This window comes from Ancylobacter sp. VNQ12 (assembly GCF_049445835.1).
In the GTDB taxonomy this organism is placed as follows: Bacteria; Pseudomonadota; Alphaproteobacteria; order Rhizobiales; family Xanthobacteraceae; genus Ancylobacter.
The window spans coordinates 711,934-725,471 of record NZ_JBMSDU010000001.1; the positions used below are offsets into that span (position 1 = coordinate 711,934).

The following is a 13,538-nucleotide window of genomic DNA, read 5'->3' on the forward strand; positions in this document are numbered from 1 at the left end:
GGTCGATATTGGCCGGATAAAATTGACCGAATGGTCATTCATAGAGCCGTGCTCACCATGGCCACATCGAGAGACGGCTTGCTCGCGTAGGTCTCGGGGGTAGCCGCCACGCCATTGACCGTTTGTCCATGCTGACTTACCGATTCCGCAATTGCGGCCCGCCGAACGGATGATCCGGCGTCCGGGCCGGACTCACGCGTCATGCACGCAGTCAGGAACCAACGTGCAGCCCCCCTTGCGCCATGAAGCGATTGTCGCGTTGCTCGCCCGCTCTGGCGAGATGACAGTCGAGGCGTTGGCGGAGCATCTCGATGTCTCGCGCGAGACGGTACGGCGCGATCTTGCGCGGCTCGACGCCGACGGCAGGCTGCGCCGTTTCCACGGTGGCGCGAAGGCCGTCTCCGTTGCCGCCGCGGCGTTGGAGAAGGAATGGCCCTTCGCCCAGCGCATGGCGCAGAATGCGGCGGCCAAGAAGGCGATCGCCCGTGCGGCCGCCCAGCTGTTCCAGCCCGACGATTCGCTGTTCATCGACACCGGCAGCACGACCATCGCCTTCGCCGAGGCATTGGCGGCGCGGCAATCGCTGGTGACGATCACCAATTCACCGCGTATCGCCGCGACGCTCGCGGGCAATCACAGTCACACGGTGTTTCTCATCGGGGGCGCCTATGGCGCGGACGCCGGCGAGAGCCTCGGTCCGCTTGCGCTTGAGCAGGTGGGCAAGTTCCGCGCCCGCCATGCGGTGCTGACCATCGGCGCGGTCGACCTGTCCTGCATCATGGATTTCGATCTTCAGGAAGCAGAGATCGCCAAGGCGATGATCGAACGTGCCGATCATGTGACCGTGCTGGCAGACAGCAGCAAGTTCGACCGGCGCGCCGTTTTCGAGGTCGCGCCGCTGTCGCGCATCGACACGCTAGTGACGGATATTCAGCCGTCTGATCCGATGGCTCGGGCGATCGCGGCCGCGGGTGTGCAGCTGATCGTGACGGATTCCGGGGGGTAGGCGCGACGACCGGAGAGGGCCGGCGCCGGCGATGCCCTTTCCCGGCCGGGCGCGTTCATTCGCCTCGCCGGCCGCGAATGCGCGGGCCGTGGGTTTGATCGGCATCATGCAATCGCATCCGTCCTTCTCTATGATGAAAAGAATCGCTCCTGGGGGAAGTGCTTGCACTGTGGGGGGACGACTATGCGCGGCATGCCACGGGCTTTGGTTTGCGCACTGGTAACGTTGCTGACGTCATATGCCCATGCCGCCGATCTGCCGGGGGCCGCAGCCGTGACGCCGGCGCAGGGCAGCTGGACCGGCTTCTACATCGGAAGTTATGTCGGCGCCGGTCTGGTCGATACCCATTGGGGGCCCGAGGCCGGCACGGCGGCGCTGGACAATGCGGCGGCCTTCACCGATACCGGCGCCGCTTCGGCCGCGATCCTCGGCGGCCAGCTCGGCTATAATTACCAGAGCGGGCCCTATGTATTCGGCGTCGAGGGCGAACTGGGCACGGGCTTCCTGTCCTCGCAGGCGCGCTGCGTGCTCAACTCCATCTCGATCTGCTCGACCGACACCGATCTTCTCGCGACGCTGACCGCGCGGCTGGGCTATGCCACGGGCAACGTCCTCGTCTATGGCAAGGCCGGTGCCGCGCTCGCCAATAACAGCTACACGCTGAGTGGCGCGTTCCTTCCCGGCCAGTTCACCGGTTCGCAGGTAATGACGGGCTGGACACTGGGCGGCGGTGTCGAGGTGGCCTTGACGCCGCAGGTCTCGGCCAAGGTGGAATATTCCTACCTCGATTTTGCTGACGCCGACGCCGCGCTACAGAATGGCTTCCGCACTACATCGGTGCCGGTTTCGCAGTCAGTGCAAATGGTCAAGCTCGGCTTGAACTGGCGCCCTTGGGGGCCGCCACTGCCGGGTACGGGCCCCAGCCCGCCCTCGCCGGGGCGTGACTGGACCGGCTTCTATCTGGGCGCCCATGCCGGCGGCGCGTGGGGACGCGACGAGTGGAGCTCGGGCACCGGCGCACTCGCCGAGGCGACGGGCGACGGCAACTTTCCCGGCTCGGGAAGCCCCATGGGGCTCATCGGCGGCGGGCAGCTCGGCTTCAACTACCAGACGGGTCCGTGGGTCTTGGGCATCGAGGCCAGCGCCAGCGCTAGCGACCTCGGCGGCTATGCCCGCTGCGTGACGGATAGCTGGCGGAGCGCCTTCGCCTGCCAGAACTCGGTCGATTCCCTCGGCTCGATCTCCGGCCGGATCGGCCAGAGCTGGGGTGACCTGCTGCTATACGGCAAGGCCGGCGCCGCCTGGGTGTCGGGGGCGAGCCAGATGTTCCCGACCACCGGCACAACCCGCTACACCAGTAGTGGAACACGCTGGGGCTGGATGATCGGCAGCGGCCTCGAATACGCCCTGACGCGGAACGTCTCGGCCTTCGTCGAATACGATTATTACGACTTCGGCAGCCGGGAGCAGACCTATTCCGACGGCGCCGACAGCGGAACGGCGAGCTTGCGCCAGCGGCTAGATGCGGTGCGCATGGGCGTCAATTACCGCTTCGGCGCGGAGGGGGCGGACGTCGCCGCCGCATCGGCCGCTCCCATCCTTCCCATGGGCTGGACCGCCGAGATCGGCGCCCGCTATTTCGTCAGCAATGGCCGGACGCAGTTCGATCTGATGGATCCGTACGAGCCGAGCCGCCTGAATTCACGCCTCACCTACGCCGACTCCGCCGGGCAGTCGCTGGAGACCTTCTTCCGCTTCGAGAACCGGAACGGCCTCTTCCTGAAGGGCTATGCCGGCCTCGGCACGCTGTCGGGCGGGGACTTAAATGACGAGGATTTTCCCGGCGCGGCGAGATATTCGAACACGCTCTCTGAATTGGACGACGGGCACCTCTCCTATGGCGCGGTCGATCTCGGCTACGAGTTTGTCCGGCAGGGCGACAATACGCTCGGCGCCTTCGTAGGCTATCGAATATTGTACCAGAATATGAATGGCTTTGGCTGCCGCCAACTGGCCGGCGACGCGATCTGCGGCGCCAGCGACAGGGCGGACTATCCCGCGCTTCTCTATGCTCTCGGCCTCAGCGAAACCGAGACCTGGCAGGGCGTGGCGCTGGGCATCAATACGCGACTGCAGCTTTCCGAGCGGCTGCGCCTGGAGGTGGACGCGGCCTATCTGCCATATGTGACCTTCTCCGGCACGGACAATCACTGGTGGCGTCCCGACATCAACCCGATGGTGCAGGAAGGCAATGGCTGGGGCACGCAGATGGAGGCCGTGCTCAGCTACGCCGTCACCGATCGCCTCGATATCGGCATTGGCGGGCGCTACTGGTATTTCACCACCGACACGGCCTCGACGCAATTTCCCGTCGCCTCGGCGCGCTCGCCGATGACCTTCTATGCCGAGCGTTATGGCGGTTTCCTGCAGGCGTCCTACCGCTTCGGCGATGTTGCCTCGGAGGACACTGGCCTCGTGACCAAGGCGCCGCCGGCCCCGTTCGATTGGACCGGCCTTTATGTCGGCGGCGCGCTGGGCGGCGGGAAGGGCAGCTCGAGCTATGCCTCGCCGTTCCCGCTTCCGGTTTCGGGTGACGCGGTCGATCTCGGCGGCGCTATGGCGAGCGTGCAGATCGGCGGCGACTACCAGTTCGGCGCGCTGGTCGTCGGTGCGGAAGCCTCCGCCGGATGGAGCAATCTGGTCGGCACCGACACCTGCTTTTCCACGGCCGAGGCCGATGAGTTGTCCGGCTTCAATTGCGGCAGCCGGCTGAAGGCGCTCGGCACGGTGACGGGGCGCATCGGCTATGCCCTTGACCGCACGCTGTTCTATGTCCGCGGCGGCCTTGCCTGGGACCGCCGGACGGACAGCTTCAACAACTACAATTTCACCGGCCAGATCATCGATCACGACAGCACCAACACCGGCTGGACGCTGGGCGGCGGGCTCGATTACGCGCTGCTGCCGAACCTCTCGGTCGGGCTCGAATACAAGCATTTCGACTTCGGCGGCTCGTCCTCCTTCACGACCAGTGCGCCGCCATCGCTGGTGGGGGTGGATCTCGGCCCCGACAGTCTGAGCTTCGATATGGTCTCGCTCACCCTCAACTATCGTTTCGCAAGCCTCGAAAGGGCGCGCTGATGGCGGCGCACGCCGCATCGAGCGACGCCGTCGTCGGCGCATGAGTGCATCGGCCGATCCGCCGAAGCCGCGCGGCCGGAGCACCGCCTGCCGGGCCGCGCTGCTGCTCGCCACAGCGTGCCTTTTCCTGTGGCTCGGCACCGCGCTGTGGTTTCAGCTTTCCGCGACGTGGAACACCGCTGGCAGTGCAGCCGCGGCCCTGGCAGGCCTGACGGTTGCCGTCCTCGGGTGGCGCCGTCCGCGTCGGGGTTGGCTGGCGCTGGTGCTGGTCGCGGCCGGCGCGAGCTTGTGGTGGATGTCGATAAAGCCCTCCAACGAACGGGACTGGGCGGCGGATGTCGCTCACGGTGTCACCGGCGAGGTGGTGGGCTCCGACGTCATCCTGCACAATGTCCGCCATTTCGCCTGGACCTCCGAGGCCTCGGCCATTCCCCGCTGGGAAACCCGACGCTATCGGCTTGACGAACTGCGCAGCGTCGACCTGTTCAGCTCGGTCTGGGGCAATCCGGCGATCGCGCATACGTTGATCGGCTTCGGCTTTGCCGACGGGGCCTATGTCGTGTTCTCCGCCGAAATCCGCCGCGAGCGCGGGGAAATGTTCTCCGAGATCGGCGGCTTCTTCAAGGAGTTCGAACTGGTGATGATCGCCGCCGATGCCGATGACATCATCAGGCTGCGCACCGATTTTCGCGGTGAGCAGGTCTCGCGCTTCGCGCTGAAGCTGACGCCGGAGCAGGCGCGCGCGCTGTTCCTGTCCTATCTGGCGCGGGCAAACGAACTCGCCGCCCAGCCGGAATTCTACCAGACCGTTACCACCAACTGCACCACGGTGATCTTCCAGCTGGCGCGGCTGGTGGAGCCGGGCATACCGCTGGACTGGCGCATCCTGCTCTCGGGTTACCTGCCAGGCTATCTCTATGAGCACGCCATCATCGCCACGGACCGGCCGCTGGAGGAGATCAAGCGGCAGGCGATCCTGGCGCCGGGAGCGACGCTCGCCCGATAGCGCGGCGTTTACCCTTCCGGACGACGGCCGGTCGTCATCCACATCGCCCCTACGCGGCAACCGTGAAACCGTGGCAATCTGCCGGGAGAGGACTGAGGCCTTCGAATATGAGCCGGCGGAGGGGCGGCCACCGGCTCTCGGTAACGTTAGTGGAGATCGGACGCAGATGTGTACTTCGCTGAGCTACAGCGACGCGGCGGGGAAGGTCTATTTCGGGCGTACGCTCGAGCTCACGATCGACCTGCCCTATGAGATCGCCTATTTTCCGGCCGGCCTTGCCGCGCGCTCGGCTGTCGAGGGCCTCCCGGCGCTGGACTACACCCCCCGTTACGGCGTTCTCGCGGTGACGATGCCGGCCCGCATTCCCACGCCCGACAAGCCCATCACTTTCGCCGACCTCAAGGTGCTGGAAGGCCTGAACGACCAGGGGCTGACCTTCAGCGTACTGTCCTATCCCGCCGCCGGCGGCACGCACCAGTCCGTGGCGGTGACGCGCGCCGTGCTGTCCGCCTCCGATCTCGGCGCCTGGACGCTCGGGCAGTTCGCGACCGTCGCGCAGGTGAGGGAGGCGCTCGCCACGCAGCCGGTCGTGCTGCAGCCGCTCGCCATCCTCGGTGGTGTGGAATCGCCGTTCCATTATGTGGTGCATGACGCCACGGGCGCGGCGCTGGTCATCGAGTTCAACCGCGGCGTGATGTCGGTCTACGACAATCCCGTCGGGGTGATGACCAACGGGCCGGAATTCCCCTGGCATCTCACCAACCTGAACAATTACACCTTCCTCACCAATGTGGATGCGGCGGCCGGCACCTTCGGCCGCTACAGGGCGGTGCAGCCGGATTCCGGCATCGCCACCGCCGGGCTGCCGGCGTCGAACACCTCGGTCGGGCGCTTCGTGCGCGCTGCCTTCTATGCGCAGTATACGGAGAAGGCGGCCTCGCCCGACCTCGCCGTGCTGACGCTGGCGCACATCCTCAACAATTTCGACCGGGCGCGTGGCGTCACCATCGACTACCCCAGCGCAGGTGGCGGCCATCTCGAAGTCGCCGGCCTCGAGGACAAGAGCGGGACGGCCTATGCCACCGAGTTCACCTCCTGGACCAGCCTGTCGGATCTCGACCGCAAGCTGTTCTTCATCCGCGATTACACCAGCCTCAACTTCACCCGCTTCGACCTTACCGAGCTGGCGCAGCTGAAGGAGCCGAAGGTGATCCCGCTGAAGAAGCTCAATGGCGGCGCTCCCGATGCGACGCCGGTGCTGAAGGGCGTGGCTGCCGCGTGAAGCCGCGCCACCTCGGGCTGAGGTCGGGGTTGGAATGGCGGAGGGTGCCTGTTAACTCTCCGTCGGGGTACGATTAACGGGGCGGGAACGCAGGGAATGCAGCGTCGACGCATGTGGCTTCGACCATGGGCTGGCGCCATCTGCGTGCTCGCCTTGAGCGCGGGCGGCTGCGTCGCGCGGACCAGCCCGTCGCTGCCGCTGTTCGGCGCCTATTTCCCCTCCTGGCTGGTCTGCACCACCGCCGGGGTTATCGGCGCGGTGCTCATGCGCGGTGTGTTCATCAAGCTCGGCATAGACGAGGTGCTGCCCTGGAGGCTGCTGGTCTATGCCTGCCTCGCTGCCGGCATCGGTTTCGTGCTCGCGCTTGCCGTGTACGGGCGCTGAGCGATGGCAGCCTCGGCCTATTCCAGCAAGCGCAGCCTGCTCGGCTCCAGCGTCGCCGCGATGATCATCGTCAGCGCCATTGCGCTCGGCTGGCTCTATCTGCTCCGCGCGGAGAACAACCCGCTCTCGGAAGATGCGGTGCTGACGGCGAACATCGTCAACATCGCCTCCACCGTGGCGGGGCGCATCGTCGCCCTTCCCGTCGCCGAGAACCAGAAGGTGGCCAAGGGCGAACTGCTCTTTGCCATCGACCCCGAGCCTTACCGGCTCGCCGCCGAGCAGGCGCGGGCGGACCTGCGCTTCGCGGAGGCGACGCGCGATACGCAGCGGCGCACCATCAGCGCCGAGCGCTCCAACGCCGCCATCGCCGGCGAGCAGGTCACCCGTGCGCGCACCAATCTGGCGTTGGCCGAGCAGACGCTCGCCCGCCTCACGCCGCTGCTGCCGAAGGGCTATGTCACGGCGCAGCAGGTTGACGATGCCCGCACCGCCCGCGACGATGCGCGTACCAGCCTCGCCCAGGCCGCGAAGCAGGCGGAGGCCGCCGAGATCCTCGTGAGCACGCTCGACGCCTCCGAGGCGCTGGTGGAGGCGCGGCGGGCGGCGCTTGCCATTGCCGAGCGGGCGCTGGCCAATACCGAAGTCCGCGCCCCGCACGACGGGCGCGTCGTCGGCCTCACCGTCTCCACCGGCGAGATCGTCGCGCCGGGCCAGTCGATCTTCACCCTCGTCAACACCGAGAACTGGTACGCCAGCGCCTCCTTCCGCGAGACCGAGCTGCCCGCCATCGCGGTCGGCGATTGCGCACGGGTCTACGCGCTGGCCGACCGGTCCAGATCCATCGCCGGCACGGTGGAGGGCATCGGCTGGGGCGTCATCTCCGAGGAGGTGCTCAACCTGCCGCGCGGCCTGCCCTATGTGCCGAAATCGCTGAACTGGGTGCGCATCGTGCAGCGCTTCCCGGTGCGCATCCGCCTGACCGACCCGCCGGAGGATCTGATGCGCATGGGCGCCTCGGCGGTGGCGATCGTGCGCCATGGCGAGCGCTGCTGATGGCGCCGGCCGACCCGCACGCGGAGCGCGCCCTGTTCGCGCAGGCGCTGGCCGATCTCGCGCCGTTTCCCGGCCGCGCGGCGCTGACCTGGCGCATCGCGCTGCTCTGCGCGCTGGTCTGCGCCGTGTCCATGCTCTACCAGATCCCGGAAGCGGCGATCAGCTGCTACCTCGTCATCTTCCTGATGAAGCCGGACGCGGTGCAGAACATCGGCACGGCGCTGGGGCTGATCGTGTTGGTGACGCTTGTCGTCGCCTTCGTGGTGCTGCTGATCAACCTCACGGTCGAATCGCCGCTGCTGCGGCTGCTGGCGATCGCGCTGGTGTCCTTCTTCTTCCTGTTCGTCGGCGCGGCGAGCCAGCTCGGCGAGATCGGCGGGGTGATCGCCCTCGTCATCGCCTTCGTGCTGACGCTCATCAACATGGCGCCGATCGGCGAGGCGGTGAGCTATGGGTTGCGCTACGCCTGGTATCTCGCCGCGATGCCGATGGCGATGATGGTGGCGTTCAACCTGGTGCTTGGCATCTCGCCGGTGCGGCTGTTGCGCGCCACGCTGCGTGAGCGGCTCACAGCCACTGCCGAGGCCATCGCCGCGGGCGCGCCGGAGACACTCACCGAGAGGCTGCGCGGCGACAATGGCGCGCTGGAGAAGCAGGCCGGCTTCGTGAAGGTGCTCGGCCTCGTCGGCAAGGCTTCTGCCAGCCAGATCGCCCGCGACGTGCGGGCCTCCTACCGGCTGATGCTGGCGGCCTCGGGCCTGCCGGCTGATCTCCCTGCGGAGCGGCGGGAGAAAATCGTGAGCGAAATCCGCCGCGCCGTCGCCGCGCTCGATGCCGGTGAGCAGCCGCCCCCGCCGCCCCCCGCCGATGCGCAGGCGAACACCGCCGAGTGCGAGGTGCTGGCGGCGCTGGCGATCATCGCCGGCGCGCCCGAGGGCGAGGTGACGCCCGCGCCCAAGCCGCCCTTCTTCGCGCCGGACATCTTCTCCAATCCCGACTATCAGCGCTTCGCCCTGAAGACGACGGCGGCGGCGGTGGTCTGCTATCTCATCTATGCCGGGCTGAACTGGCAGGGCATCCACACCGCGATGATCACCTGCTACGTCGCTGCGCTCGGCACCACCGGCGAGACAGTGCACAAGCTCGGCCTGCGCATTACCGGCTGCCTCATCGGCGCGGCGATGGGCCTCGGCGCGATCCTTTTCGTCATGCCCGAGATCGAGACCATTGGCGGGTTGATGGCGCTGGTGTTCGCCGGCACGCTAGTCGGCGCCTGGGTCTCCACCGGCAATGAGCGCATCGCCTATGGCGGGGTGCAGATCGCGCTCGCCTTCCTGCTCACCGTGGTGCAGGGCTTCGGCCCGACGCTGGACCTTGCCACCGCCCGCGACCGCATCATCGGCATCCTGCTTGGCAATGTGGTGGTCTACCTCATCTTCACGCGGCTCTGGCCGGTCTCGGTGGAGAGCGCGGTGCGGGCGCATCTGCACGCCGCGCTTGCCGGGCTCAAGCGGCTTGCCGCGCTGGCGCCGGAGAGACGCCCGCACGCCATTCCCGATGCCGCCCTCCTGGAGAACGAGGTCGGCAAGGCGACCGAGGCGCTGGAACTCATTCCGTTCGAGCCTCCCGCCATCCGCCCCGGCGCGCAGACGCAGGCGGCCCTGCGGGAAGCGGCGGATGAAATCGGCACGCTCGCCCGCGACCTCTATCTCGGCCGCGAGGCCGGCGGGGTGGACGCGCGGATCGGCCGGCTGGAGGCGACGCTGGCGCGATGATGCGGTGTCTCCTCCCGATTAGCTGCCTTGCCCTGCTTCTTGCCGGCTGCGCCCCGAACGCCGCGAACATGACCTCGCCGGCCGCCGACAAGCCATGGGCACCGAACGGCAAGGAGGATGGGCTGTGGAGCGCGCAGACGCAGCCCTCGCCGGAGGCGCCGCCGACGCCGAACGGTGCGGCGGATTTCCGCGTGCCGGCCAATCCCGAGCTTGCGGCAATGCCGCAGACGCCGGACGTCGAGCCAAATCGCAACTACACGCTGCCCGAACTGATCGACATCGCCCAGCGCAACAATCCCTCGACCCGCGCTGCCTGGGAGCGGGCGCGCACGGCGGCGCTGGCGGTCGGCATGGTGGAGGCGACCTATCTGCCGCTGGTGACCGCCAACGTGATAGCCGGGCGGCAGACGGCGGAGACGCCGCTGGCAATCCCGGTCGGTACCCAGCGCTATTTCACCGCGACTTCAGAGGGTGTTTCGCCGTCCGTCGCACTGCAATGGCTGGTATTCGACTTCGGCCAGCGCGCCGCTGTCGCCGACGTCGCCAAGCAGGGCGCCATCACCGCCAATGTGCTGTTCAACGGCGAGCACCAGAAGCTGATCTTCGACGTCACGCGCACGTATTACACCTACGGCGCGGCGGTGGCGCGGGTGCGGATCGCCCAGCAGACGCTGCGTAACTCCATCGCCATTCGCAGCGCGGTCGAGGAGCGGCTCGGCCGAGGGCTGGCGACCACGGTGGAGATGGCGCAGGTGCGTCAGCAGGTTGCCCAGTCGGAATTGCGCCGCGTACAGGCCGAGGGCCAGCAGCGCGACGCCTACCAGGCGCTGCTGGCAGCGATGGGGGTGAATGCCACGCTGCGCATCCATGTCGAGGATGCCGGCCGGCGCCGCCTGCCCGACGCCACCAATGTGCCGCTGGATTCGATGATCAAGCTCGCCCTGGCGCAGCGGCCTGACGTCATCGCCAGCTATTCGGTGCTGCAGGCCAGCCAGTCCGGCATCAAGGCGGCGGAAGCCGAGTTCATGCCCAAGGTGTTCCTCGCCGCCGGTGCCGCCACCGGGCAGGGCAACTTCAACGCCAACGGCCTGCCCACCATCGGCCAGCAGGCCACCGGATCGGGCGTGCTGGTCGGCGCCACCGTGCCGATCTACGATGCGGGGCTGCGCGCCGCCCAGCTCAAGCAGGCGCAGTCGCGCGCGGCGGCGGCGGAGAGTACCTTCCAACGCACGCAGACGCTGGCCGTGACCGAGATCGTCGCGGCGAGCAACGCGCTGCGCACGGCGCTGGAATCCTACAAGGCCGCCAGCGCCCTCGCCAGCGCCGCCACCACCACTTATGACGCGGCGCTGGAGGCTTACCGCAACGGCGTGGGCACGGTGACGGCGCTCACCGCCGCCGATAGCGGACTGCTCGATGCGAGGCAGGCGCAGGCCGACGCTCATGCCGCCGCTCTCATCGGCGCGGCCAATCTCGCCTTCGTCGTCGGTGCCATGACCTCGCGCGAGGCGGTGCCCTAGCGCGGGCTCAATTGCCGGCTGGCAGCGTCCGCAACCAGGCGATGATCGAGTTCACGTCGTCGGGCGTGAGTTGGGCATAGGCCTTGGCCTGCATCGGCGCCGCCAGCTTGCGCCCGTCCGGCGTGACGCCCTCGACGAGGGCGCGGCGGATATCCTCGTCGCTCCATCCAGCGAGCCCGCGCGGTGTGATGTCGGGCGCGACCACCAGGCCCCACGGCCCCTCGAAGCGCGCGCCGCCCTTGCCGAGGCCATTTACGAGATCGGGCTCGCCATTGGCGCCGGGTGCGGAGTGGCAACTGAGGCAGCGCGCCAGCGTGCCGAGATAGCGGCCATGCTCGGCCGGTCCGGCGGTCGCTGCGACCGGATCAGTGCCGGGGACGGCGACCGGCATGGCCGGCGGCGTCGCATAGACCGGCGCGGCGACCGCATTCTTCACCGGCGCCAGCGTGCGCAGATAGGCGGCGATGGCGCTAAGATCCGCCTGCGTCAGTCCGGCATAGAAGTCGTAGGGCATGGCCGTGGACATGCGGCTGCCGTCTGGCCGAAGGCCCTGCGTGATGGCGCGGCCGATCGCCTCGTCGCTCCAGCCGCCGATGCCGGTCTCCACATCGGGCGTGATGTTGGAGCCCTGCACCTTGTAGGCCAGCGTCTCGATCACGCGCCCACCGGAAAAGGGCTTGGCGGCCGGTCCCGGCGTGGTGTGGCAACGCCCGCAGATCATGACGGCATTGACGAGATAGGCGCCGCGCTCGGGCGGGGCGTCTTCGGCGCCGGCGATGGCCGACACCAGCAACCCGGCGGCCAGCGTGACGATGCTGATGAGTTTCAGGGCTCCCTCCCGGTCGTCTCGCTACTTCCCGGAATCGGCGTCCGGGCTTTCGTTCGCCGCCGCCGGCAGGACGACGAGATTGCGCGGTCCGGCGCCAATGCGGATGCGGGCAACGATCCGGGCCGCCGCGATGTCGACGATTCCCACCTCGTCCGCTGCCCAGTTCACCATGGCGGCCCGCCGCGGGGAAAGCGCCACGATGCCCTCCGGATAGTCGCCGATGCGCGACCGCGCTTCTATGGCGTGGGAGCCGGCCGCAATGAGCGCCAGCGTCCCGCTCTGCTGGTTGCTGACGAGGATGGAAGCGCCATCCGGCGTCACCGCGACGCCATAGGGCATGAGCCCCACCTTGAAGCGGTCGGTCTCTTCCAACCTCGTCGTGGAGATGACCGAGAGGTCGCCACTCTGCACATTGGCGACGTAAAGCCGGTCGCCCGATGGCGACAGCGCGAGGGCGAAGGGCGCACGTCCGGTCGGTATCGTTGCGCGGCGGGTCATGGAGGCAAGATCGACGACGCTGATCTGGTTGCTCTCGCGATCCGCGACATAGGCACGCCCGGCAGCCGCGTCGACCACCAGCCCGGCCGGCGAGCGGCCGATGGCGACGCGGCCGGTTTCCGTGCCGGTGGCGGCCTCGACGCGGATAAGGGCATCCGCGCTCCAGTCGCTGACCAGCAGTGCGCGCCCGTCGTCTGTGGTCGCGATGCCGAAGGGCTCGCGGCCGACCGCAAAGCTCGTCTCGACGCGCCGGTGATCGACATCGATGCGCGAGACGAGGCCGAGGTCGGGATGCGTCACATAGAGCATGCGCCCGTCCGGCGCGGCGGCGATGCCGGCGGGCACGCGCGGCACCGCGATTTCCGCAGTGACGCGCGCCTCGTCGGCATCGATCAGGGTGACGACCCCGGCCTGCTGCGAGACGACGGCAATGAGCGGGGCGGCGCGCGATGCCGCGGGCGCCGCCGCGATGAGCAGCCCCGCCGCAAGGCCGGACAGGGCCGGCCATCTCATTTGCCGGTGGCCTTGGCCTTGAGCCCTTCCAGCCCCTGCCGGATGAAATCCGTCATGGCGGCGATGGCGGCCTCGTCGTTGCGGTCTTCCGGCGGCTCGTTGGTGGTATCGGCGCGGTAGAAGCGGGCGCTCCAGCTCACCTCGCTGCCGCTGCCGGCCGGCTTCACCTCGATGGTTCCGGTGTAGAAGCTGACCGGGATGGCCTCGGCATTCTCCTTCAGCAGGCGGTAGGAGATCCGCCGCGCGCCGGGGTCGACCTCGTCCAGCCCCTCGGTGATCTCGCCCTTCTCCAGTGTCAGCACGCGCTCGGCGCCGGCGGCATCGCCCCCGGTTGCCTTCACCTTCTTCACCAGCGGATGCCAGTCGCCGATGCTGCCGAAGCTGGAGACGAGCTTCCACACCGCGTCCGGCGCGGCCGCGATCGTCGCGCTTTCGTCCGCGCGCTGCGGCGTCGGGCCATGGGCGGCGAGGGGGGCAAGGCCGGCGACCAGAAGGCCAAACGCGAGCATCAATCTTTGCAGCATTCTCGTT

General features: G+C 68.2%; 11 protein-coding genes. 8 read left to right on the forward strand and 3 right to left on the reverse strand.

Translation table 11 applies throughout. The features are described 5' to 3' along the window. Nucleotides 1-151 precede the first annotated feature (151 nt). The 8 genes from ACO2RV_RS03300 to ACO2RV_RS03335 all read left to right on the forward strand — a co-directional run bounded on the left by ACO2RV_RS03300 (nucleotide 152) and on the right by ACO2RV_RS03335 (nucleotide 11,167). Nucleotides 152-1,006 carry a DeoR/GlpR family DNA-binding transcription regulator gene (locus ACO2RV_RS03300; RefSeq protein ID WP_423289761.1) on the forward strand — a complete coding sequence of 285 codons (855 nt, stop codon included), beginning with the start codon at nucleotides 152-154 and terminating at the stop codon, nucleotides 1,004-1,006. A gap of 225 nt (nucleotides 1,007-1,231) precedes the next feature. Next, complete coding sequence (locus ACO2RV_RS03305; RefSeq protein ID WP_423289763.1) at nucleotides 1,232-4,147, forward strand: outer membrane protein; 2,916 nt, start codon at nucleotides 1,232-1,234, stop codon at nucleotides 4,145-4,147. Between the two features lie 40 nt (nucleotides 4,148-4,187). Then, nucleotides 4,188-5,153 (forward strand): DUF4105 domain-containing protein, encoded by a 966-nt coding sequence (locus tag ACO2RV_RS03310; RefSeq protein ID WP_423289765.1) that lies wholly within the window; start codon nucleotides 4,188-4,190, stop codon nucleotides 5,151-5,153. A gap of 166 nt (nucleotides 5,154-5,319) precedes the next feature. After that, nucleotides 5,320-6,435 (forward strand): linear amide C-N hydrolase, encoded by a 1,116-nt coding sequence (locus ACO2RV_RS03315; RefSeq protein ID WP_423289767.1) that lies wholly within the window; start codon nucleotides 5,320-5,322, stop codon nucleotides 6,433-6,435. A gap of 96 nt (nucleotides 6,436-6,531) precedes the next feature. After that, nucleotides 6,532-6,819: a YtcA family lipoprotein gene (locus ACO2RV_RS03320; RefSeq protein WP_423289769.1), complete on the forward strand. Its 288-nt coding sequence runs from the start codon at nucleotides 6,532-6,534 to the stop codon at nucleotides 6,817-6,819. Between the two features lie 3 nt (nucleotides 6,820-6,822). After that, entirely contained in the window at nucleotides 6,823-7,872 is a 1,050-nt protein-coding gene (gene mdtN / locus ACO2RV_RS03325) for a multidrug transporter subunit MdtN (RefSeq protein WP_423289771.1), read from the forward strand. Further along, nucleotides 7,872-9,647 carry an FUSC family protein gene (locus tag ACO2RV_RS03330; RefSeq protein WP_423289773.1) on the forward strand — a complete coding sequence of 592 codons (1,776 nt, stop codon included), beginning with the start codon at nucleotides 7,872-7,874 and terminating at the stop codon, nucleotides 9,645-9,647. The genes mdtN and ACO2RV_RS03330 overlap by 1 nt, the downstream gene beginning before the upstream one ends. Nucleotides 9,648-9,715: 68 nt before the next feature. Then, entirely contained in the window at nucleotides 9,716-11,167 is a 1,452-nt protein-coding gene (locus ACO2RV_RS03335; RefSeq protein WP_423289775.1) for a TolC family protein, read from the forward strand. A 7-nt stretch (nucleotides 11,168-11,174) separates the two neighbouring features. Here ACO2RV_RS03335 and ACO2RV_RS03340 read toward each other — a convergent pair whose 3' ends face one another. The 3 genes from ACO2RV_RS03340 to ACO2RV_RS03350 form a co-directional block, all read right to left on the reverse strand. After that, nucleotides 11,175-11,954 (reverse strand): c-type cytochrome, encoded by a 780-nt coding sequence (locus ACO2RV_RS03340; protein ID WP_423289777.1) that lies wholly within the window; start codon nucleotides 11,952-11,954, stop codon nucleotides 11,175-11,177. Between the two features lie 63 nt (nucleotides 11,955-12,017). After that, nucleotides 12,018-13,007, reverse strand: a complete 990-nt coding sequence (locus tag ACO2RV_RS03345) for a YncE family protein (protein ID WP_423289779.1) — start codon at nucleotides 13,005-13,007, stop codon at nucleotides 12,018-12,020. Continuing rightward, nucleotides 13,004-13,531, reverse strand: coding sequence for an SRPBCC family protein (locus ACO2RV_RS03350; protein WP_423289781.1), 528 nt, complete (start codon nucleotides 13,529-13,531; stop codon nucleotides 13,004-13,006). Before ACO2RV_RS03350 ends, ACO2RV_RS03345 begins: the two co-directional genes overlap by 4 nt. Between the last annotated feature and the right edge of the window lie 7 nt (nucleotides 13,532-13,538).